The organism is Desulfobacula sp. (genome assembly GCF_021107415.1).
The window spans coordinates 1-23672 of the sequence record NZ_JAIOSW010000418.1 but is presented as its reverse complement, the minus strand read 5'-3'; the positions used below and the strand labels follow the sequence as shown (position 1 = coordinate 23672).

Genomic DNA, 23672 nt, shown 5'->3' with positions numbered 1-23672 from the left:
TTATGGCATCTTTAAATATTGAAAATGTAAAAAAGCAATTTGGCCGGGTTGAAGTTCTTAAAGATATATCAATTGAGATAGCCCATGGTGAGTTTCTTGTACTTGTTGGTCCTTCGGGATGCGGCAAATCAACACTTTTAAACCTTATTGCAGGCCTTGAAACCATTTCTTCGGGGACAATTAAAATAGGGAACAGGGATGTGACCCATATTGCTCCTAAAGACCGTGATATCGCAATGGTTTTCCAGTCCTATGCACTCTATCCCAATATGAATGTGAAAAAAAACATATCATTTGGACTTGAGACAAGAAAAATACCAAAAGCAGAGATAGAAAAACAGGTGTCAAAAGTTGCTTCAATGCTTCAGATTGAAGATCTTTTAGACCGAAAACCAGCCCAGCTTTCAGGTGGGCAAAGGCAGAGAGTTGCCATGGGAAGGGCGCTTGCAAGAGAGCCTTCTATTTTTCTTTTTGATGAACCTTTGTCCAACCTGGATGCAAAGCTCAGGGTTGAAATGCGATCGGAAATTAAACTGCTGCACCAAAAGGTTGGTACAACCATTGTCTATGTGACGCATGACCAGATCGAGGCAATGACTTTGGCAGATCGCATTGCAATCATGAAAGACGGGATTATTGAGCAGTTTGGAATGCCCAGAGATATCTATGAAAATCCTGCCACCATGTTTGTTGCAGGATTTATAGGATCGCCTTCAATGAATTTTATTCCTTGTGAAATTATTGAGCATGATGGAGAACTCAAAATACTTCTTTTTGCCCATAATGATGAGAAATGTTTTGTTCCGGTCCGAGGTCTATGCAGTTCTCCTGAAAAATGGAAGGGAAGGTCTATTGTCCTTGGGGTCCGGCCTGAACAGATCAGTGCATTCTCTTCAATAGAACCAGAAAACCATTTGGTTTTCAAACTTAAATGCCAGGTCCGGGTCACAGAGCCGACAGGACCGGACACACTTATTTTTACACAGATTAATAACCATAAAACCACCTGTAGGATTCATCCGGATAAGGCTAAATTACCCGGAGAAAGTATGGTACTTGGCTTTGATGTCTCAAAGGCAGTCTTATTTGATCCCAAAACTCAAAAAAGAGTTTATTAGCAAATGAAAGGCAATAAACCGGAAATTAAAACCTGTCATCAACCAAAATATCAGGTTGGTATTGATCTTGGTGGTACGAAAACCGAAGTTATTCTTTTGACAAATAAAGGCAAAGAACTTTTCAGGGAGCGGGTGGCCACTCCCGTGGATACAAAGAATAATTACACGTCTGTTCTTGAAACCATCCATACCCTTGTAAGTCAGGCTTTATCTGTTGTTTCTCCTACAGATGATTACACCATTGGGGTTGGGATTCCCGGTACAATAGATAAAAAAACCGGGGTTGTCCAAAATGCAAATACCACCTGGCTTGCAGGCCATTATTTTAAGATGGACCTTGAAAAAAAAATTGGAAAAGAAATTTACATGGATAATGATGCCAATTGTTTTACGCTTGCAGAAGCCATTGGTGGTGCGGCAAAAGGGTATAAAATAGTATTTGGTATTATTATGGGTACAGGATGTGGCGGTGGACTTTGCATTAATGGAATACTTCACAGCGGGAATCATGGAATTGCCGGAGAATGGGGGCATTTTTCCATTGATCCTGAAGGAGAGAAGTGTTTTTGCGGTAATATTGGATGTATTGATACCAAGTTGACCGGGACAGGCATGGCCAGATCGTATAAAAAGCAGATGAATCAAGATTTATCTGCAGAAAAAATCGTGAAACTGGCTAGAAAGAATGATAAAGAATGCAGACAAATATTTGATCAATTTCTTGATGATTTTGGTAAGAGTGTCGGGGGGTTGATTTCAATATTAGATCCGGATGCCATTGTCCTGGGAGGAGGGCTTTCCAATATTCCGGAACTCTATACAATTGGGATAGAACGAGTCAGAAAGTATGCTTACCATAAAGAGGTGAGAACCCCTATCCTTAAAAATTTTTTAGGTGATTCTGCCGGTGTGTTTGGTGCGGCCTGGCTTGGGTGTAATACCTGATGACAATTGTGATTGACAGGTGACTCAATGGTCAATTTTTTTAAAAATCGGATCAGATTAAGGACCATTGAACTTGAAAAGAGTAATGAAGACCTCAATAATATCAAGGATGAGCTGGAGAAAACTATTGCAAAAAGAACAGCCCAGCTTAAAAGGTTGAATGAGCATCTTGTCTATAACGAGGAAAATGAAAGAAAGGCAATTGCATCCGATCTTCATGACAGTGTCACTCAAACCCTTGCCATAAGTATATCTAAACTAAAAAATATCCGGGAATCTGATAAGAGTATCAATAAAGGGGATCTTTTAGAAATTCAAGGATATCTTGAGCAGTCTGTCAGGGAAATCCGGTCATTGATTTATCAACTAAGCCCTCCAATACTGGATGATTTTGATATTGAGATTGCACTGGGTTTTTTAATAGAGGAAACAAATGCCAAGCACCACAGTAATTTTCATTATATAAATAATATTGAAGACCCGGTTCACCTGGATCAGGCGGTTAAGGTTACTTTATACAGAGCGGTAAATGAACTGATTACCAACATTCTAAAGCACTCCGGTTCTAAAAATGGCCGGATCGAAGTTTCAAAAATCAAAGAAACAATAATGGTAAGGGTTGAGGATCAAGGTTCCGGTTTTGATATAGAGAAGATAAAAGACTCAGATTCGTTTGGGTTTGGATTACACAGTCTTTCAGAGCGGATGGAAAATCTTGGGGGAAAAATTCAAGTTGATTCAAAATCTGGAAAAGGAACAATAATTGTTTTGACAGCACCCGTATCTTTAAGCAAAGATAACGAATATGAAAAAAGTTAAAATTATCATAGCAGATGATCATAGCATTTTACAGCACGGGCTATGCAACTCCCTGGAAATGGAAAAAGGCTTTGAGGTTGTTGCGAAAGCGGATTCAGGCCATTCAGCCATTAAACTTACAAACCTGCACCGACCGGATGTGGTTATCATGGATGTCAGTATGCCATATCTTAACGGGATAGAAGCGACAAAACAAATTCTTGCTAAAAATCCTGAAATAAAAGTTATTGCACTTTCCATGCATATGGAAAAAATTTATGTCACTGGAATGATGAATGCCGGGGCTTCAGGATATATATTAAAATCGTGTTCCTTTAAAGAATTGGTAAAATGTATCCAAACCGTTTTGTCAGGGAAACACTTTTTCTGCCAGGAGGTAAAACACCTGATCACAGATAAGGATTGTGTCCCTGTAACAGATAGCCCAGTTTCAGTCTTTTCATTATTGTCGAAAAGAGAGCGGGAGGTATTGCAATTGATTGCAGAAGGGCATAAAAGCAGGAAGATTGCAGAAAAATTAAATATCAGTGTCAAAACTATCGATATCCACCGGACAAATTTAAAAACCAAACTGAATATTCACAGTATTGCCGAGCTGACCAAGTTTGCTATTGCAGAAGGATTGACATCTTCTTTGTTATAACCGGTAATTTTCCATTCAGCTTGTTTTTAATCCGGCAAAAGTTAAAGAAATCAGGATTTGGTAAAAGCCATAAAAAATCCCCTGTAATTGGGATTACAAAACAGGGGATTTTTTGGAGTTGAAATAGTCTTATTTCAACAGGAGAAAGTCATGTGTTTATGGCAAACTAACCTATTACAGATACTCCTTTATTTTTAAAACTTTCAAGATTGGCCCTGGCTTTTTCTTTTTTATCCCTTGATGCTTTCAGTATTGCATCTTCAGCATTGGTTGCATACTTTGGATTATCCTCATATTTATAACTTTCCAATATTTTTTCAAAAGCCCCTGCCAAAACTGCCCTGCCAAGCAGAGTTCTGGTAACAACAGTTGTCCAGCCCTTATCTGCTCCAAGCCCTCCAAAAGAAATATCAGCATATTCTGCTGAAAAATCACTGCAAAGGTTACATGCTGTCCGTTTTACAATATCTAACTCTTTAATAGGTATTGTTTTTGTCTCTTCAGACACAAGAGTTATAATTAAATTATCTTTAATGTTTATATTTTCAATGTCTTTATATTTAAAGCCGTATTTATTTTCGATTTCATGAAATTCCTTATCATGAAAAATAAAATTGCCTGAACAAAAAAGGCCAAAGCAGAATTCAATGGAATCCGCAGGTACAAGACCAATAGCCTGCATTTTTCTAATGGTATTTATCTGGCAGGGAGTCCCCACAAATGCAATCCTCTCGATTCCCTCTTTCCTTAACTCTTGTAATGCTTTTACAGAAGGAGAAAAAGTCGAATACTCGTCGGCAAAATTTGCCATGCCATGGGAGGCTTCAAAATGAGTACCGGCAGAATCAAGAATATCCTTTTTTGAAGTTGCAAGCCAGGGCATCCTTCCTTTTTCAGTGTTTTTTGATACAATTGCCCCATTGATTCTTCCGGTTTCAAAAAGATGAAGCAAAATAGCAGTTACAACTCCTCCGTCAGTCCCTCTTTGTCTTACAGTTTTATCCTTTGCACGGGCAACAGAGGTGCCGATAATCCTCCCCGCAGGAGCACTCCAATTCGCTCTTTTTTTAATTTCATCATCAAGTTCAGAAATTTCAGGGCAGATCATATAACAAAGTCCACATTCAATACATTTTTCAATAGCATCGTAACATGGTTTTCCTGTGTCATCAAAAGTAAGTGCACCATAATTTATTGCAGAACAGAATGTTACACAACCGCCGCAATGATGGCATCTTCCTTTTTTCTGTACGTCCTGAATAAGATTAAAAAAAGTTTTCATGGATATCTCCTCTATTTAAATTGGAAAAAAGAGTGTTTCCCTTTGAATCCACAACATTGAGTGCTACGACAGGACCGCCGTCCAGGCGGTGGGTTGCACAGCTTACTCAGGGATCATAAGCACGAACAGACATCTCAATTTTATTCAAGATTGTCTCATCAATGTTTCCATCTTTAATCAGCATTCTTGCTGACTGTTCAACACTCATGCTGATGGGTGCAAGGTTATGGGTTGTACCGACAATCATGTTGGCTGATTTAATGCATCCGTTCTCATCAGTTGTGTAATCATGAATCAATGTGCCACGGGGTGCTTCAACATGACCTACACCTCTGCCTCCTTTTGGAGTTACATCATTTCTTGTCTTTTGATCTGTTATGGAACTGTCATTAAGAAGTTCCAGGGTTTTTTCACAGGCATAAACAAGTTCTATGAGACGTGCCCAATGGTAAAGCAGTGTTTGCTGAGCAGGTCTGCCAAAATTTTTTCTAAACTCTTCAAGTTCTGCCTGGGCAAGCGGTGTTGATATCTGGTCACAAATATTTATACGTGCAAGGCAATTGGATCTGTAGATACCTTTTGGAGCATCAAGATCCATGGAAAAGCCTTCGTTCCATGATTTTGCATAGGGATATTTACCATAGGAAACATCAACCGGATGCTCACTTATATAATCAAGATAATCAGAATCATCAAAGTCATCATATGAACCATCCGGTTTCATGAGTCGCAGTTTTCCGTCATAAAAATTAAGCGATCCTTTATCATCCACTGTTCCTATAAAACCAGTTGTGATTGTTCCAAGGGTTGTTACAAGGTCGAGATATTTTGGAAAAATCTCCTCTTTTGCATATTTCATGGAAAATTTTGCAAATCCAAGAAGTTCTTTTGTATTTTCCACAAGTTCTTTTTTTTGACTTTCGGACATTGGCTTGGAAAATCCGCCTGGAACACCGGCTATTGGATGAATTACCCTGCCTGCAAATTTTTCCATCATCATCTGGCTCAGTTGGCGCATTTGTACAACCCTTTTGGCAAGATCGGGCGCTGCACCCACAATTCCAATAATATTTCTTACAGAATAATCTGCATCCGGTCCCATGACAAAATCAGGAGCTGCAAGAAAATAAAAATGAAGTATTTTATCATTAATATGTGCCATGTTCTGCATGCATTCCCGCAGTATATGCCCTGCAGGTGCAACCTTTGCACCAAAACAGCCATCAACTGCTTTTACCGATGCCATGTGATGATGCCAGGGACAAATGCCGCATATTCTTGTTACAATCCTTGTGACTTCTTCTGCAGGCTTACCCTCGACATATTTTTCAAAACCTCTTATACTGCTGAAATGAGTTATTGCCTCTTTCACATTACCGCTGTCATCCAGATTTATCTCAATACTGGCATGACCTTCTATGCGGGATAAGGGTTGTATGTTTATTTTTCTTCCCATATTATTTTTCTCCCGATTTATTTTTCTGTCTGGTTTTTTCCTGATCTATTTTTTTTGGAAACAAGCCTGTTATGAGCCCCTGAAAACCTTAAAAGGTTATCCCTGTCCGGCAAAGTCTTAATATCTATACCATTGCTGACCAGTGCGTTCAGCATATCAAGAAGCTGGTTGCCATTCTGCTGTACCGGACCGTAGCATCCCCTGCAGGGCACCCGGGCACTGATACACTTTGGAGCACTTCCTTCGGCGCCTGCACATCCTGCTCTGGTCACAGGTCCCATGCAGAGATATCCCTGCTCTAAAAGACAGCGCATATCATCAATGGGCTTATCAGGATCAAATTCAGGTGTTGTAATAAATCTTTTAATTTCTTTAACATCACCTTTTCCTTCACGCCTTGCAGGACAGGTATCGCACACGCTTTTAAAAGGTAACTCTATGTCTTCACCCTTTAACAGACCCAGTATTGCTGCTGCAATATGATCCGGGTGGGGAGGGCAGCCCGGCAGATATATATCCACATCTATTTTTTCATCCAAAGCATAACACCTGTCAAGAAGAGGAGGCACACCTTGTGTCGGCACTTTGCCTCCAGTATCCGTACTTTCTGTGGAATAGTATCTGTCATAGAGTTCATCATTGGTATAGGAATTTATAAGAGCCGGGATTCCCCCATGGGTTGCGCATGTACCCAGGGCAATGAGAACATCACATTTTTTTCTCATTTCCAAAGCAACCTCAAGATGCTCATCATTCCTGATTCCGCCACTTAGCAGTCCAACCGTGGCTTTGGGAATATCGATATGTTCCTTATCTCCAAGTTGTCCTAAATGCTTGTGATCCATTAATACCGGAATATGAACAAAATTAAGTTCGGGAAGCAGATCAAGCAAAGTCTCACCTAAGTTAAGGATTGCTATTTCACAACCTGAACATGAGTTTAACCACTCACTGGCTACATTGACTGGCATTCCTCCACCTCCTTTTTTCCAAACGTGTTAGGACCAAGGGTTTTTATTTTTTGCGTAAACTGAGTCACCTTCTGGGCAAACCTGGGGCCTTCTGCCCCGGAAACCCATTCAATAGCATATCTTTCAGGATCAATACCTATATCCTCAAGAAGCATATTTATTACATCGGTTCTGGCCAGAGCTTTGTGATTACCATCCAGGTAATGACATTCACCAAGATGTCAGCCCATAACCATGATGCCGTCAGCACCTTTTTTTAAAGAATCCACCACAAGCTCAGGATGTACCATCCCTGAACACATAACCCTGACAACTCTAATGTTTGCAGGGTATTCAAGTCTTGATACACCGGCCAGATCACCTCCGGCATAGGCACACCAATTGCAGCAAAAACCGATTATTACCGGTTCAAAATTATCAGACATTATATATTTCTCCTTATTATTTTATTCATTCAAGCATTCTCCAGTATTGTATCCACCTGGGCTTTAAGCTGACTTGGAGTAAATCCGTCCACGATAATGCCCTCTTTCGGGCATGTTGCAGCACATATACCGCAACCCTTGCACAAAGCATTATTGGTTCTAACCTTTTTGTATTTTCTGCCATTTTCTTCATATTCTTCAAGAACAATGGCATTATAGGGACAAACATCAATACAAAGAGCACACCCATCACAATTTTGGGTCACACGGGACTTTATCGCATCAAGTTTCATTCTCTTTTTTGAAAGAATAACTCCTGCGCGGGATGCAGCAGCCTTGCCTTGAGCAATAGATTCATTTATTGGTTTGGGATAATGACACATGCCTGCCAGAAAAATTCCGTCAACAGTTGAGTCAACAGGCTTAAGTTTTGGATGTGCTTCGGAAAGAAAGCCGTCACTGTTTATACCGCACTTGAATATATTTACCAAAGAAGAATTATCATTGGGCAAAATAGCCGTTGCAAGCACTATGCGATCCGCTTTTATTTCCAGAGGAAGTTGAACGATAGGATCAAAAATTTTAACAACTATATCATCGCCTTTCTTTAACACCTCAGGTTTTTTATCCGGAGTGTAGTTAATAAAAATAACGCCAAGATCCCGGGCTTCTTTATAAAGAATTTCACGGTCAGCATAGGTTCTTATATCTCTGTTAAGAACAAAAATTTCCATTGCAGGATTCATTTTTTTTAGGTCCACTGCATTTCTTATTGCAGTGGTACAACATACCCTGCTGCAATAGGGTCTCTGATTATCCCGGGAACCGACACACTGAATAAAAACCGTACTGTCAGCATTTGAAGCACCTGATTTATGTTGAATCATGAGTTTATCAAACTCCAGAGATGTTAAAACTCTCTTGTCTTTATTATACATATATTCATCCGGAATATATGCTTTCCCGCCCGTTGCGAGAATGCAGACACCAAATTCAATCGTTTCTGTATTATTTTCCTCTTTGATTTTACCAATAAAGTTGCCCACTGATCCTGATACGGATTCCAGAGTAGTATTTGTACACACCCTTATAAGATCATTATTTTCAATCTCTAACAGCATCTTATAAAGACCTGATCTTACATTTTCCTGCTTCCATGTTTTATAAAGGTCAATGGCAACTCCCCCAAGTCTTTGTGCCTTTTCTATGATAATAGTTTCATATCCCTGGGCAGCTAAATTTAAAGCCGAGCTCATGCCTGCAAGTCCGCCTCCAATAACCAGAGCTATAGGAGTAACATTAACTTCGATATCCTTTAGAGGGTAATTTTCTATAACCTTTGCCACTGCCATTCTGATCTGATCTTTTGCCTTTGCCGTGGCTTTTTCAGGTTCATTAGGATGAACCCAGGAATTTTGATTCCTGATATTGGCCATCTCAATCATATATTTGTTAAGACCGATATTCTGCAATGTCTCCTGAAAAAGAACTTCATGGGTTCTTGGGGTACATGCTGCAATGACAACTCTGTTCAGATTTTTTTCTTTGATTTTTTCAGCTATCAAATCCTGAGTATCTGTGGAACATGTAAAAAGATTATTTTCAACATAATCAACAGCGGTCAGTGTTGATGCATATTGAGTAACATCTTTTACATCAATAACACCAGCTATATTGGTACCGCATGAACAAACAAAGACCCCCACTCTTGGCTCCTGCCCTGTAATGTCCTGCTCTTGGGGCCATGTTTTTTCTTTTGTGAGACTGCCTTTTGAACTAGCGAGAAGCGCTTCAACATCAGCAGCAGCAGAAGAAGCAAAAATTACAGATTTTGGAATGGCTTTGGGAGAATGAAATGCACCTGTAACAAATACGCCGTCCCTTGTTGTGGAAACCGGATTAAAGCTGCCTGTTTTAGCAAAATTATGCTGTGTCAGATCAAAATCAAATTGCCCGGATAGTTTCGTTGCATCAACAGGTGCTTCCATACCAATAGAAAGGATAACCATATCAAAGTATTCTTTGTTCTGGGTGCTGGTTTCATCTGCCCAGGTCATGACAACACCAACACCATCCGGTCCTTTGAGTATGGTATGAGGACGAGCCCTTACATATTTCACACCCTTGTCTTTTGAAGATTCATAATAACGCTCGTATTCCTTTCCGGACGCTCTTATGTCCATATAAAATATGACCTGTTCACCATCACAATCAAGGTGTGAGTTGGTCATGACTGCCTGTTTAATGGAATACATGCAGCACATACTTGAACAATACCCGTTATCCGTGCAGTTTGTATTTCTGGACCCAACACACTGGATCCAGGCAATTTTTTTAGGAATACCGCCATCGGAAGGCCTTGACAGATGCCCCATGTTTGGACCGGAAGCAGAGAGTATACGTTCATATTCTATACTTGTAACAACATCAGGAATATTATCGTATCCATAATAATCAATCCCTTTAGGAGAGAAAAATTTGAATCCGGGAGCCAGAATAACAGAACCCACATTAAGTTCAACAAACTCAGGTTTCATATCAAGATCAATGGCTCCTGTGGGACATACTTTCTCACAGGCTCTGCACCTGCCTTTTATATGATAAATACAATTTTCAGAATCTATGGCATACTTGAGAGGAACTGTCTGCCCGTATTTAATATAAGCAGCCTTTCGTGTATTTAAGTTTGCATTAAATTCATCAGGGACTTTTTTAGGACACTTTTCAGCACACAATCCGCATGCAATACATTTGCTTTCATCAATAAATCTTGGATTTTTCTTAATGGTAATTGTGAAATTTCCTTGTTCACCTGTGACATTTTCAACTTGTGAAAGTGTCAACAATTCAATATTCAAGTGCCGACCGCACTCAACCAGTTTAGGTGAAATAATTCACATGGCACAATCATTGGTGGGAAACGTCTTGTCCAGTTGAGCCATTACCCCGCCTATTCCTGAACTCTTTTCAACAAGATAAACATAGTATCCTGAATCTGCCATATCCAATGCTGCCTGAATTCCGGCAATACCGCCACCAACAAGCAGGACGGAACCAATAGGTTTGTTTGTCATATTTACCTCACTTTATATTATTGTTTTATTTAACTTTGTAATAAAATAAAAAAAGGATTTGCCCCCAATATTAATCTGGAAACAAATCCTTTTATTTTATAGACTAAATATTATCTGTTCATTTATCCATGCACATGCCTCTGGAATTGCTTTTTTAACTTCATCTGAAAGACCGGGAGCAATGACATTTGGGACTTCATCGGTATGAACACAATAAACCCTAACGTCAACGTTTAATCCCTTTAATTCTGCAAGTAAATTTGAAGAAGGAGATTGATGAAGAGAGAAATCATTCATTTTTTCTTTTGGAACATCAGCCAGGCTTATTTCAAAAAGTTCTCCTGGTTTTTTCCCTTTAACAGTAACAGCATCTATGACAAAAATCTGTTTGGGTTTATCCTCCATGAGCAGAAGGTCAAATACAAAATCCCTGATCCCGGTCCCTGCATCCAGGGCAAGTACGCAACCGGGCAATGTATAATGCTCATTGAGATAATTAATAACTTCAGGGCCAAATCCGTCATTGCCAAACAAGGTGTTTCCACAACCGAAAATCAGCACTTTTTTTTCATAAATCAACGTTTCCACTGCCGCCACTAATCATACCTTTATTACAATAAATTAAATGCTAATTATTGTATGAATTAACATTGAAAAACGTTGCTTTTAACAAAAATACATTCTCTATACACAGAGAAAAAAAGGTAAAGCATTATCAGATTAAAATTGAGTTGTCAATAGTTTTTTTCTCGAAAATTTCTTGACACATTTTACAAAGGGTGTTAAAAGTCGCTTGTTTAAAAAAAATGATCGGGGCGTAGCGCAGTCTGGTAGCGCACTTGTCTGGGGGACAAGTGGTCGCAAGTTCAAATCTTGCCGTCCCGACCACCTCATCTTTAAATCCTTTCTTTCTTTCGCCTTGACTTTCTAATTTAGATCGAATAGTCAAATTACTATATTTTGTTTTGAGAATTTGGGTCGCTATAAAAAAAATATTATAAAGCTAGTATGAATTGACCAAACAAACCTTCAAAGGTTTCGTTACACTCAATATAGCCAGGAGGGAACGAATTGATGAAATTGGACAGGTTGGTGTTATTAATATTATTCATGGTTTTACTCATTTCTTTTTCACCTGCTGCAGCCAAAGACCATTCTGCCGACGAAAATCATTCCACACACGAAGTTACAGGCCTTTCCAACACCACTGCGGATCAGAAACATGATCAAGAGCATGACCCGGGAGCTCATGGTCATGTGAACCTGGGGGAGACGCTGCCGTTGTACAGTTGTATTCCCTTTGCATGCATGTTGTTATCCATTGCCTTACTTCCGCTTATCGCCGGTAATATCTGGCATCATCATTTCGGCAAGATTTCGGCATTCTGGGCAGCCTGTCTTGCTCTGCCGTTTATCTATGCCTATAAAGGCATTGCAATCCATGAGATTCTTCATATTATTCTGGCAGACTATGTTCCTTTTATTATCCTGTTATGGGCGCTGTTTACCATTTCCGGCGGTATTTTACTTAAGGGGACATTAAGAGGGACCCCCATTGTCAACACGATCATTATACTGATCGGTACCATCCTTGCATCCTGGATGGGGACAACAGGCGCTGCCATGCTATTGATCCGGCCATTTTTGCGGGCAAATGACCATCGAAAGAATAAAACCTTTATGGTGGTATTCTTTATTTTTCTGGTGGCCAATATCGGCGGGGCATTGACACCTCTTGGCGATCCACCATTATTTTTGGGATTTCTCCATGGGGTCAGTTTTTTCTGGACCTTTAAAATTATGCCGCATATGCTTGTAGCATCAATTATCCTGTTGGTTGTTTATTTTTTCCTTGACACCTATCATTATAAAAAAGAAGGGGCAAAAGCCCCGGATGATGGAGAGAAAAAGCCGTTGCGACTGGTGGGAACCTATAATTTTATTTTTCTTGGGGGTGTGGTGGGTGCCGTTTTAATGAGCGGTATCCTGGATTTGGGGGAAGTCTCAACCTTTGGTATTCACAGGGCAACTCAGGACTGGCTCAGGGACGGACTTCTCATTGTTTTTGGGATAGGGTCTCTTATGGCGACACCCAAAGTTCTCAGGGAGGAAAATGAGTTTTCATGGTTTCCGATTATTGAGGTGGCCTATCTTTTTATTGGAATTTTTATTACCATGATTCCATGCCTGCTATTGCTTAAAGCAGGGCCCAACGGAGCATTTGCATTTCTTATTAATGCAGTAAAAGAACCCATTCACTACTTTTGGGTGACAGGGATGCTATCGGCTTTTCTGGACAATGCACCTACTTATCTGACCTTTTTTAATACAGCCCTTGGCAGTTTTTATGCCGGTATGGCAGAGAGCAGTTCTGTTCCATTATTAATGACGGAAAATGCGGTCTATCTTAAGGCAATTTCAAGCGGAGCCGTCTTTTTCGGTGCCTGTAGTTATATTGGAAATGCACCCAATTTTATGGTTCGATCCATTGCTACTGAGGCTGGAACTGAGATGCCTAGTTTTTTCGGATATATTTTGAAATATTCTTTAGTTTTTTTAATTCCAACCTTTGTTATTGTAAGCTTTATTTTCTTTTAATATACTGGTTTTAAGGGAATTTGCGCTTTGAATAGGAGTAATGCAGTCAATGATTATCGATCTTAAAGGATTAAAGTTAGCCATAATTGGTGGAAACAGCCCCTGTAAACAAATTCTTGAAATATTGCTGGGACCCGGATTAAAAGAACTGGACCCTAAGGTTATAGTGGTTGCAGATACCTTGACCCGGGTTGAAGGTATCCAATATGCCCGGGAAAAGGGCATATTTACAACCATGGATTATGATGAAGTTTGTAAGCTTTCCGATATGTATGTTATTTTAAAATTAAAAAATGATGAAATATTGAGTTGTATACTGGAAAAGGTGAATACGGAACATGTCAGCATTATTGACCTTGATGCCTACAGGGCCACGTCATTTCTAAATTTTTTAAAATCAGAGGAAGAAAGACTAAAGATTAAAAGAACAATCCAGTCGGATGAGATCGATAAGAGTGAAATTGTAAAACTGTTTGATCAGTTTACTGCGACAATTAAAGAGAATGCCGAGGAAGAGAATAGATACTTAAAAGATGAAAGAGAGGACTTGATTGAGATGGAAAAAGAGCTTTTTCAAATCATTCAGGGCAGTATGATTCCAACCTTTATCATCAACAATGAACATATAATTACTCATTGGAACTGGGCCTGTGAAAAACTGACCGGACACAATGCCTATGAGCTGGTGGGAACTGACCGGCAGTGGGTACCTTTCAGATCTGCAAAGAGACCGACCATGGCAGATGTAATTGTGGGCGAAATGTCTGAACAGGAGGTATCAAAATATTATGGTTCCTCATGGAGAAAATCAGGTCTGATTAATGAGGCTTATGAAGCCGAAGAGTTTTTCCCGCATATAGGGGAAAATGGAAAATGGATTTTTTTCACAGCCGCTCCCATAAAATCTCCCGATGGCAAGGTAATGGGTGCCATAGAGACATTAAAAGATATCACGGAAGATAAAAAAACACAGGAAGAGCTTGAACTGCAGGATAAGGAGCTTTCCACACTCTATGATAAATATAAGAAATCAGAGGAAAAATACCGTTCTTTGTTTAACAATAACCCAAATCCGATTTTTATTATTGACCGGCAAACCCTTGAGATCCTGGATGTGAATCATCGTGTGGAGGAGGACTATGGGTATATAAAACCCGAATGTTTAGGAACGCCTTTTTTGGAAATTGGGGATACATCCGATGAAACCATCAAAGAAGGCCTGGAAGGGCTTGCTGTTAATAAATCCATACTGTTTACCAAGAAAAAGCATTTTAAGAAAGATAAGACCTCGTTTTTTGTAAACATTAAGGTTGTGAATGCAATCTATAGTCACAGGGATGTCCTGATTGCATCGGCAACTGATATCACTGAAAGCGTTGAAAAAGAAACCCAGCTGATCCAGGCAGGAAAACTGGCCACCCTTGGGACCATGGCAGCCGGGATGGCCCATGAAATCAATCAGCCATTAAATGTCATACAGATTTGTTCAGATCTGATCCTGAAGATGATAAAAAAGGGTGTCAGGATTCCCGACGATGAGCTGACCATGATGGCCAATGATATTATTGATAATGTTGCCAGGGCAGCCGGTGTTATCAAGCATGTCAGGGATTTTGCAAGGCAATCTGATAGGGATCTTAAAAAAATGGTGATTAATGATCCCATCAATGATGTATTCAAGGTACTTGGACACCAGTTGTCTGTTCATTCCGTTAAAGTTGAGGTTGACCTTGATCCTGAAATTCCGGAAATTCGTGCAGAACATAATCGCCTGGAGCAGGTGTTTATTAACCTTGTGACCAATGCCATTGATTCCATGGATGAAAGAGCTGAAAAAGAAGAGGGTCCGATTGAGAAAATATTGGAAATCAAAACATATGCCCAGAAAAAATGGGTGATAACCAAGGTGTCTGATACCGGGATTGGTATGACCAATGAGGTGAAAAGAAAGATATTTGAGCCCTTTTTTACGACTAAAGAAACCGGTAAGGGGACCGGCCTTGGAACCAGTATCAGTTTTGGAATCATAAGAGATTACGGTGGAACCATTGACATTCTAAGTGAGTATGGAAAAGGTGCTACATTTATAATCAAGTTTCCGGCAATTGAATAAGGAAATAAATTATGTCAGCCAATAAGATATTAATTGTTGATGATGAAGAGATTATTGTCAGGCTGCTCTCCATGTCTCTTCGAAGTGACGGTTATGAAACGGTTACAGCCCTTAGTGGTGAGCAGGGACTTGAAGTTTTTAAAGCTGAATCACCCGATATCGTGGTGACGGATATAAAAATGCCGGGAATGGACGGACTTGAGCTGCTGAAAATGATTAAGGAAATTGATCCTGAAAAAGAAGTGATCATTGTAACAGGGCATGGAGATATTGATTCAACCATCACGGCATTGCAGTATGGCGCCAGTGATTTTATCAACAAACCTGTCAGGGATGAATCCCTTGCCATTGCCCTTGACAGAGCAAAAGCAAAGATTGATATCAGAGAAAAACTCAGAGAATATACTGAAAACCTGGAACTTAAAATCGCAGAAGCCACCGAGGATATCCGGCGAAAATCAAATTTTCAACGGCTTTTAATAAAAAGTTCCAATGATGCCATTGTTGCCTTTGATCATGATTGGAAAGTCGTTGTGTACAACCCTGAAGCCGCAAGGATGTTTGGCGAGGCTGCAAAAGATGTTAGACATCAAATGACCATAGATGACCTGTATACGCCAAAAATTGCCAGGATATTTAAAAATCAGGCCAAAAAAGAAAAACAACACAACATGCTTCCCTGGAGAGAAAATATAATAAACACTAAAGACGGCAGACAAATACCGGTTCGGTATAATAGCAATGTCCTTCATGAAAAAGGGGATTTTGTAGGGACGGTTAGTTTTTTTCAGGACCTAACGGAAATAAAACGGCTTGAAACGGAATTGGTTCAGTCGGAACGGTTGGCTGCTGTAGGGCAGACTATTAGTGGTCTTGCCCACTACGTAAAGAATATTCTCATAGGACTTCAGGGTGGCAGTTATGTCGTTGATGTGGGAATTGCCAAAAACAATACGGAAAAGTTCAAAACAGGCTGGGAAACGATAAAGAGAAATATTAAAAGAATAGGGGACTTGACCCAGGACCTTTTAACCTATTCAAAGCAGAGGGAGCCGGAATTTGAACCGTGTTTGCCCAATGATATTGTTGATGAAGTGATCGAACTGGTAAAAGATTTTGCAGAATCAAAAGATGTTTTTATTTCAAAAGAATTTGATCCCGGTATTGGGGAAGTCGCGGCTGATTCACAAACGATTCATCGCTCTTTGCTTAACCTGATAAACAATGCCATTGATGCCTGTATTGAGGATGAAGATACCTCCAAAAAACATGAAGTAAAGGTAAAAACCTATAGGGATAAAAATAATTACTTTTGTTTTGAGGTTAAAGATAATGGCTGTGGTATGGATAAAAATACACAAAAGCAGTTGTTTGACCCTATGTTCAGTTCTAAAGGGGGAAAGGGAACAGGTCTGGGACTTCTTGTTACATCAAAGCTCATAGAAGAACACAATGGAGTGATTGAAACAAAAACCAGTCCTGGAGACGGTAGTACATTTACGATTAAACTTCCCTATGAAAAAGCAAATTAAGGTTGATATAGATTGACCAAGGAGGACAGATTATGAGTAAAAAGGTTCTTGTGGTAGATGATGATCAGGATGTCAGGTCATTTGTTGTCACAGTTCTGGAAGAAAACCAGTATATGCCTTTGGTCGCTCAAGATGGTATAGAAGGTTTTGAAATGATTGAAAAAGAAAAACCAGATCTGGTGATTCTTGATGTGTTGATGCCCAGGGGGAGCGGGATTCGATTGTATCGCAAGCTGAAAACAGATAAAAATTTTAATCAAATACCCATTATTATGTTTACAGGGATTACGCTTCGATCTTTTTTAAAATCTCAAAAAGCACTAGAAGAATTTAAGGGAGGGGAAGTCCCCGAACCTGATATCTACCTGGAAAAACCGGTTGAACCGGAAGAGTTAATTGCAGCAATCAAGAAAAAACTGGGTTAATCAATAAGATATAAATATTGCCATCGGAGAAAATATGGAAATAAGAAAATTACTTTTTGTGACAAAATTTGAAGACCTTTGTTATGATGCACTCAACTCTCTATTGATACTCAGAAATGCGGCATTGGAACATGTCATTTTTTTAAATGTGATTGAAAGAGACAAAGTTGCCATGAAAAGGGGAAGCGGATACCTTAAGGAAGAAGAAGTCAAGTTAAAAGAGACTGCAAATATCAGGTTTATTGACTGGGCAGAGAATTTATTTGAACTGGGGATGGAAGTTGGTGCATATATAGAGGTTTCAACTCTCATCCCTGAAATCATAAAAGTTGTTAAAAAGGAATCCCCTGACCTGATTGTGATTGGCCATTCCCATAAAGGAGTGCTGAAGCAGCTTTATGCCGGTTCTGATGTTAGTGAATTGATGCGGCGGACAGAAGTGCCGATTCTAGTTTTCAAGCACATGATGGACGATAATATTGTTCCTGAAAAATTGTTTGATCGACCTTTATTTGCAACTAATTGGTCGGATACCTGTAATAAGACGCTTGAATATATCAAACGATTTAAAAATGTCATAGGCGAAATTCATATCATACATGTGGTAAAGGAGAGTGCTCTTAAAAGCCCGAATGCCCATGAAGTTCAGAAAGTCAGGAAAGCCGAAAGGAAACGACTGGAAGACCTTTGTGATGAGCTTGAGGATGCGGGTATTAATGCCAAACCCCATGTATATGCAGGAGATCCGCAAAAACAGATTGAAAGAGCAGCAAAAGAATACCAGGCCAGTATGATTATTTTGGGTTCCAGTGAAAAAGCAGCTATTTTGGAGCGATGGGTTGGCTCCGTTTCAAAAAATATTGCTGATAAATCCATATACCCTTGTCTTCTCATTCCCGGCAAAAAGAATATTTAGCCCTGTTTTTATCGATTTGCCTGTAAAATCTATCTATATTACAGCTGTATTTTACAGGCATATTGTTGTTGACTCAATATAATACTTCTGTTATATGCAAAATTTAGTTTAAAATGGAGATTGTTGGCATTATTGTTATTGTAAGGATAAATTATGAAACTTCTATTTATAGATGATGAACAGACATTTTTAAAATACCTTGCCAAACGGCTGGTTCTTGATGGATTTACGGTTAAAACAACTTTTTCAGGCGAAGAAGGGGTTGAAGCTGCTGCAAAAGAAGATTTTGATGTGGCTGTTGTGGATTTACAAATGCCGGGAATTGATGGGATCGAAGTCCAGAAAAGATTAAAGGATTTGCAGCCGCAGTTGCCCTGTATTATTCTTACCGGGCATGGCAGTGTTGAAAACGCGCTGGAAAGCGGCAAATATAATGCATTTAAGTTTTTATCAAAGCCCGTGGATATGGATACGCTTATTGAGACCATAAACGCGGCTTATGATCATAGGATTCAACAGGAACAATCCTCCTCCGGACCTGACAGCTCTCAAACAGGGGCAAAAAAAGAGGGTGCCATGGCCAAGCTGTACGGGAAATTCCGTAAGCTATATGGTGTTGAAAAGTAATTAATTATTATCTTCAGCTTTTGATTTTCATGATATTTGGGGGAGGGTAGTTTATTGATAGTTTCTAATGATGGTGCTGCCAAAGAAGATGGCAACACAAGACCTGCATTTTTTAAATCATTCTTTTCATTTCTGGTTACATTTATTTTGATGTTTTTGTCCTGGATCGTGTTGTCAGGAAAATTTGATCCTCTGCTGTTATGGCTGGGGGGTATTTCAAGCTTTTTTGTGGCATATTATTTTTATGATCTGTTATTTCCTGCCATGGAGCCAGGATATATTAAAATATTTTTTAGATTTATCGGATATATCCCCTGGTTGCTCTGGGAAATTATTAAAGCCAATTTTCACTTGATGTACCTGGCCTTTCATCCACGGATGAAAGAGTTAATAGATCCTCACATCATTACCTTTAAAACTAATTTAAAATCCGATATTGCCATTACGACCCTGGCCAACTCCATTACCCTGACGCCTGGAACCATTACAGTAACGGCGGACAGTGATGGTGTATTCAAGGTGCATGCCATTGACAGGAAATCTGCCGAATCATTGCCGGGTACCATGTTAAAAAAGGTTGCTAAAGTTTTTGGAGAAGAGATATGAGTACTTTTTTTTTAAGCGTTGCATTGGGATTATGCTTTCTGATGCTTTTTTCAATGTATAGAGCCTTGTTCGGTCCTACGGTTCTGGACCGGCTCGTTGGTGTCAATGCCATTGGGAGTAAAACCGTTGTTCTTTTATTGCTGATCGGTTTTCTTTATGAGCGTGTTGACATGTTTGTTGATATAGCACTGGCCTATGCGTTTCTAAATTTTGTAACAGTTCTGGCAGCCTCACGCTATTTTCACAAAAGAAAAGGGCTGTACGAAGAATCCTTTATGGATTAATCATCAATTTGGAGTATTCATGGATATATTTGTTATTTTGTCTTTGATCACCGGCTTGTTCTTCTTTCTGGGCGGTGCCGTCGGTATCATCAGAATGCCGGGTTTTTACAGCAGGCTTCATCCGGCAGGTAAACTGGATACTCTGGGGATTTTTGCCATGGTGATGGGGCTTGCCGTTTACAACCTCCACCATTTTTCCCTTGAAAGCCTGTTGCTTTCCATTAAAATGTTTTCAATTGTATTTTTTGTGTTTCTCTCCAGTCCCACAGCCACCCATTCCATTGTTGATGCGGGAATGCGGGCAGGATTGCGGCATTGGACTAAAAAGAAACGAAAGGGTTAATCATGTACTGGCCAATTGATTTGATTGTGTTAACCTTTGTCATTTTTTGCGCGATTGCTGCCATATCTGTCAAGGACCTGCTGGGAACCGCTATTTTATTTGGCGCTTATTCATTTATGATGTGTCTGCTCTGGGCTGTCATGGGAGCAGTGGATGTGGCCTTTACCGAAGCCTCGGTTGGAGCAGGCGTCAGCACTGTTTTTTTTGTTGCAGCCGTTTTCAGAACTAGCAGGAGGACAAGAGATTGAGATTTCTAGGATTTATTATTGTTTGCGTGACAGGTGCACTATTGCTGTACGGAACAGGGGAATTCCCGGACTGGGGTGATCCTGATTCACCGGCCTCAACCCATCTTTCAAATCATTATATTGAAAAAGCTTTTGAGGAAACCCAGGTTCCCAACCTTGTAACAGCGGTTCTTGCTGATTATCGTGGGTTTGACACCATGTTTGAAACCGCTGTTGTTTTTTGTGCAGGCCTGGCATGCTTTCTTTTGTTAAGAGATTTTCGAGAGAAAAAAGAACATTTTTACCGCCATACACCCACCGGAGTTATCCTCCATGTGAAAGACAGCAAAAAAATTTTAAAGGTGGGAAAAGAGCTTGAACATATGGATAAGGACTGGGTCCCGTCGGATTTGATTATTAAATCTGTTTGCCGTATTATCATCCCGTTTATCCAGATTTATGCCCTTTATGTTGTAGCTCATGGTGATTTTTCTCCAGGCGGCGGATTTCAGGGTGGCGTTATCTTTAGTTCCAGCCTGATTCTTTTAGCCATTTCTTATGACCTGAAAACACTTGTAAGGCGGATTAAAGAAAAAGTCCTTGGTATCTATGCTGCCCTGGGGGTTTTAATTTATGTCGGGATTGGAGCCATCTGCATGCCCATGGGAGGTGAATTTCTGGACTATGCAAAACTTGTTCCATTAGTACCGGGAGATCCCCATCATATCAGGGCTTTGGGTATGTTAGGCGTTGAAATCGGTGTGGGGATTGCTGTAACTGCTGCAATGGTCATCATTTATATTAATATTGTCTCCGAAGGCAGACACGATGAAGGACTATAGGTAAAAACTATGACGGATCTGTTAACCCTGATCGTGGCAAAATACAATTACTGGCTTTATGTGATTTTAATGATGATCGGCCTGTATGCCATGGTTGCAAAAAATAATCTGATAAAGAAACTGGTGGGTATGAATATTTTTCAAACAGCCATTATCCTTTTTTATGTATCCATAGGATATAAGATGGATGCCACCATACCGATCATTCAAAATGCCCATGGCGGACATGGCGGTGACGCTGCTGTCATCCACGCAGCTGATTATATAAATCCCCTGCCCCATGTTCTAATGCTGACTGCCATTGTGGTATCTGTTGCAACCTTTGGTGTTGCCATGGCCTTAGCTGTCAGAGTATACCAGCGGTATCAGACCCTGGAAGAAGATGAACTCAGAATGCGCCTGGTTGATATCGGGCCGGAAAAATAAACTATGGATAATTACCCCGCACTAATCGTTATTGCACCGCTTTTAGCCGCCCTTTTTGCCGGGCTTGCCGTCTGGATCAAAGAAGGATTGTCATACTCAATTGCTTTGATGGGTCTTTCCATTTCAACCTTTTCTGCATTCAAGGTGTTGATACGTGTCATGGAGTCCGGCACAATCCACTACAGGATGGCTGGTTGGGCGCCGCCCATGGGCATTGAATACAGAATTGATCTGTTAAATGCCATGGTACTTTTGCTGGTATCAAGTATTGCCCTTTTAAACCTGGTGGCAAGCTACAAAAGTGTGACCCGGGAAATAAATGACAGGGCCGGGTCATTTTATACCATGTATCTATTGTTTGTGACAGGGCTCTTGGGCGTTACGGCCACAGGCGATTTGTTTAACCTCTATGTACTCATTGAAATCACCTCATTGAGCAGCTATGCCATGATTGCTCTGGGCGACAGGGACAGGGCACCTCTGGCCAGTTTGAATTATGTTTTCATCGGTGTTATCGGTGCCAGTTTTTATCTTTTGGGTGTGGGATATCTTTACCTTAAAACCGGTTCCCTGAATATGATTGATGTGGCAAATATCCTGTCAGGTATCCATGGTTCTTCCACGGTACTGGTTGCATTTATTTTATGTATGCTCGGAATATGGATAAAAATGGCCTTGTTTCCATTGCATGTATGGCTGCCCAATGCTTACACATATTCACCTGTGGCATTTGCCAGGGTAGTGGCTCCGTTAATGACCAAAGTCATGGTTTATGTAATGATACGCTTGATGATTACGGTATTCGGGTTTGACTACATCTTTGAAACCCTGAATCTTAGTGATGCTGTTGTCTGGCTTGCAACCATTGCTGTCCTTGCAGGGGGTGTCATGGCGCTTTCACAGAAAAATTTGAAAAAAATGCTTACCTATATCATTGTGTGTGAAATCGGATACATGGTAGGGGGTGCGTGGATGGGCAACCAGCTTGGCATGACCGGTGCTGTTTTACACATTTTAAATGATGCTTTAATGACCTTTGCCCTGTTCCTTGCCGTAGGCAATATGGTCTATAAACTTAAAAGTGTTGATTTAAGTGATCTGCAGGGTCTGTTCGGTAAAATGCCCTGGACCATGGCAGGTTTTGTTCTGGCTGCCTTCAGTATCATCGGGGTGCCGCCCACCTGTGGATTTTTCAGCAAATGGTATTTGATCCTGGGGGCATTTGAAGCCGGCGCCTATCATTTTGCAGCAGCCCTCGTCATTTCAAGCCTGATCTGTGCGGTTCTGTTTTTTAAAGTCTTTGAAATTTGTTTTTTTGAACCCATGTCTGAAAGCCATGGACATGGAGATTCGCATTCCCCTGTGACAATCGAGGAAGCACCGGTATCCATGCTGATTGTATCCGGGCTTGTCAGTTTATCCTTGATTGTTGTGGGTATGTATTCAGGAACAATTGTAAATACAATCATTCTTCCTTTCTTAAAGTGAAGATGATTATGATTATAATATTAAAGGTAAACCAATAAATGGAAACCATTATTTCAATTAAACCTCTTTTGGCAGTCCTAGTTTCTCTTTTTGTCATTCCGGTACTGGTCTCTTCTTCTGGTAAACCCAATGTAAGGGAATCATGGGTCTTTGTTGCAGGAGCCATTAAGTTTATTCTTGTTCTTTCCATGCTTCCGGTCATACTTGGAGGAAAACAGATCGCTTTGACCCTGTTTGAATTTGCTCCCGGGGCAGCCATTGCCTTCAGGGTGGATGGACTTGGGATGCTGTTTGCCATTGTGGCTTCCAGCCTCTATATTGTGACATCCATTTATTCCATCGGATATATGAGGGGGCTGAATGAACATGGGCAGACCCGGTTTGTTTCTTTTTTTGCTTTGGCTCTTTCCGCAACAATCGGTGTTGCTTTTTCCGCCAACCTGCTGACGCTTTATCTTTTTTATGAAATTTTATCTTTGGCTACATATCCTTTGGTTGCCCATCATCAGGAT

General features: G+C 40.2%; 23 protein-coding genes, 1 tRNA gene and 1 pseudogene. 19 read left to right on the top strand and 6 right to left on the bottom strand.

Going from position 1 to position 23672, the window contains the following annotated elements; translation table 11 throughout:
- The first annotated feature begins 2 nt into the window (after positions 1-2).
- The 4 genes from K8S13_RS21075 to K8S13_RS21060 are packed head-to-tail and all read left to right on the top strand — an operon-like array spanning position 3 to position 3525.
- On the top strand, positions 3-1118 hold the full coding sequence (locus K8S13_RS21075) for an ABC transporter ATP-binding protein (protein WP_291465693.1): 1116 nt from the start codon (positions 3-5) through the stop codon (positions 1116-1118).
- A gap of 3 nt (positions 1119-1121) precedes the next feature.
- A complete protein-coding gene (locus tag K8S13_RS21070; RefSeq protein ID WP_291465692.1) occupies positions 1122-2063 on the top strand; it encodes an ROK family protein in 942 nt (313 codons plus the stop codon).
- Between the two features lie 27 nt (positions 2064-2090).
- Positions 2091-2882 carry a sensor histidine kinase gene (locus K8S13_RS21065; RefSeq protein ID WP_291465691.1) on the top strand — a complete coding sequence of 264 codons (792 nt, stop codon included), beginning with the start codon at positions 2091-2093 and terminating at the stop codon, positions 2880-2882.
- Positions 2869-3525, top strand: coding sequence for a response regulator transcription factor (locus K8S13_RS21060; RefSeq protein WP_291465690.1), 657 nt, complete (start codon positions 2869-2871; stop codon positions 3523-3525). The genes K8S13_RS21065 and K8S13_RS21060 overlap by 14 nt, the downstream gene beginning before the upstream one ends.
- A 166-nt stretch (positions 3526-3691) precedes the next feature.
- Here the strand turns inward: K8S13_RS21060 and K8S13_RS21055 are convergent, their stop codons facing one another.
- The 6 genes from K8S13_RS21055 to K8S13_RS21030 form a co-directional block, all read right to left on the bottom strand.
- Positions 3692-4807 carry a Coenzyme F420 hydrogenase/dehydrogenase, beta subunit C-terminal domain gene (locus K8S13_RS21055; protein WP_291465689.1) on the bottom strand — a complete coding sequence of 372 codons (1116 nt, stop codon included), beginning with the start codon at positions 4805-4807 and terminating at the stop codon, positions 3692-3694.
- A 106-nt stretch (positions 4808-4913) separates the two neighbouring features.
- Entirely contained in the window at positions 4914-6263 is a 1350-nt protein-coding gene (locus K8S13_RS21050) for a Ni/Fe hydrogenase subunit alpha (RefSeq protein WP_291465688.1), read from the bottom strand.
- A gap of 17 nt (positions 6264-6280) precedes the next feature.
- Complete coding sequence (locus tag K8S13_RS21045; protein WP_291465687.1) at positions 6281-7234, bottom strand: methyl viologen-reducing hydrogenase; 954 nt, start codon at positions 7232-7234, stop codon at positions 6281-6283.
- Entirely contained in the window at positions 7219-7659 is a 441-nt protein-coding gene (locus K8S13_RS21040) for a hydrogenase iron-sulfur subunit (RefSeq protein WP_291465686.1), read from the bottom strand. Before K8S13_RS21040 ends, K8S13_RS21045 begins: the two co-directional genes overlap by 16 nt.
- Positions 7660-7688: 29 nt before the next feature.
- Positions 7689-10733, bottom strand: coding sequence for an FAD-dependent oxidoreductase (locus K8S13_RS21035; protein ID WP_291465685.1), 3045 nt, complete (start codon positions 10731-10733; stop codon positions 7689-7691).
- A gap of 96 nt (positions 10734-10829) precedes the next feature.
- Entirely contained in the window at positions 10830-11330 is a 501-nt protein-coding gene (locus K8S13_RS21030) for a hydrogenase maturation protease (RefSeq protein ID WP_291465684.1), read from the bottom strand.
- Positions 11331-11544: 214 nt separating this feature from the next.
- On the opposite strand from K8S13_RS21030, the gene K8S13_RS21025 reads away from it, so the two are divergent.
- From K8S13_RS21025 to K8S13_RS20955, 15 genes and pseudogenes are all read left to right on the top strand, one after another.
- A tRNA-Pro gene (locus K8S13_RS21025) sits at positions 11545-11621 on the top strand.
- Positions 11622-11807: 186 nt separating this feature from the next.
- Positions 11808-13331, top strand: coding sequence for a sodium:proton antiporter (locus K8S13_RS21020; protein WP_291465683.1), 1524 nt, complete (start codon positions 11808-11810; stop codon positions 13329-13331).
- 40 nt (positions 13332-13371) lie between these two features.
- Positions 13372-15444, top strand: coding sequence for an ATP-binding protein (locus tag K8S13_RS21015; RefSeq protein WP_291465682.1), 2073 nt, complete (start codon positions 13372-13374; stop codon positions 15442-15444).
- Between the two features lie 11 nt (positions 15445-15455).
- Positions 15456-16976 carry a response regulator gene (locus K8S13_RS21010; protein ID WP_291465681.1) on the top strand — a complete coding sequence of 507 codons (1521 nt, stop codon included), beginning with the start codon at positions 15456-15458 and terminating at the stop codon, positions 16974-16976.
- Between the two features lie 32 nt (positions 16977-17008).
- The gene (locus tag K8S13_RS21005) at positions 17009-17401 is read left to right on the top strand and encodes a response regulator (RefSeq protein ID WP_291465680.1); all 393 of its coding nucleotides are present in this window, start codon (positions 17009-17011) and stop codon (positions 17399-17401) included.
- A 34-nt stretch (positions 17402-17435) separates the two neighbouring features.
- On the top strand, positions 17436-18317 hold the full coding sequence (locus K8S13_RS21000; protein ID WP_291465679.1) for a universal stress protein: 882 nt from the start codon (positions 17436-17438) through the stop codon (positions 18315-18317).
- 153 nt (positions 18318-18470) lie between these two features.
- Positions 18471-18944: a response regulator gene (locus K8S13_RS20995; protein ID WP_291465678.1), complete on the top strand. Its 474-nt coding sequence runs from the start codon at positions 18471-18473 to the stop codon at positions 18942-18944.
- 54 nt (positions 18945-18998) lie between these two features.
- On the top strand, positions 18999-19550 hold the full coding sequence (locus K8S13_RS20990; RefSeq protein ID WP_291465677.1) for a Na+/H+ antiporter subunit E: 552 nt from the start codon (positions 18999-19001) through the stop codon (positions 19548-19550).
- Positions 19547-19834: a monovalent cation/H+ antiporter complex subunit F gene (locus K8S13_RS20985; protein WP_291465676.1), complete on the top strand. Its 288-nt coding sequence runs from the start codon at positions 19547-19549 to the stop codon at positions 19832-19834. The genes K8S13_RS20990 and K8S13_RS20985 overlap by 4 nt, the downstream gene beginning before the upstream one ends.
- Before the next feature lie 19 nt (positions 19835-19853).
- Complete coding sequence (gene mnhG, locus K8S13_RS20980; protein WP_291465675.1) at positions 19854-20177, top strand: monovalent cation/H(+) antiporter subunit G; 324 nt, start codon at positions 19854-19856, stop codon at positions 20175-20177.
- A gap of 2 nt (positions 20178-20179) precedes the next feature.
- Complete coding sequence (locus K8S13_RS20975; RefSeq protein WP_291465674.1) at positions 20180-20425, top strand: hydrogenase subunit MbhD domain-containing protein; 246 nt, start codon at positions 20180-20182, stop codon at positions 20423-20425.
- On the top strand, positions 20422-21246 hold the full coding sequence (locus K8S13_RS20970) for a Na(+)/H(+) antiporter subunit B (RefSeq protein WP_291465673.1): 825 nt from the start codon (positions 20422-20424) through the stop codon (positions 21244-21246). The genes K8S13_RS20975 and K8S13_RS20970 overlap by 4 nt, the downstream gene beginning before the upstream one ends.
- Before the next feature lie 9 nt (positions 21247-21255).
- Positions 21256-21672, top strand: coding sequence for a cation:proton antiporter subunit C (locus K8S13_RS20965; RefSeq protein WP_291465672.1), 417 nt, complete (start codon positions 21256-21258; stop codon positions 21670-21672).
- Positions 21673-21675: 3 nt separating this feature from the next.
- Complete coding sequence (locus K8S13_RS20960) at positions 21676-23160, top strand: proton-conducting transporter membrane subunit (RefSeq protein WP_291465671.1); 1485 nt, start codon at positions 21676-21678, stop codon at positions 23158-23160.
- Positions 23161-23198: 38 nt separating this feature from the next.
- Positions 23199-23672: pseudogene (locus tag K8S13_RS20955) on the top strand (monovalent cation/H+ antiporter subunit D family protein); the annotation flags it as partial.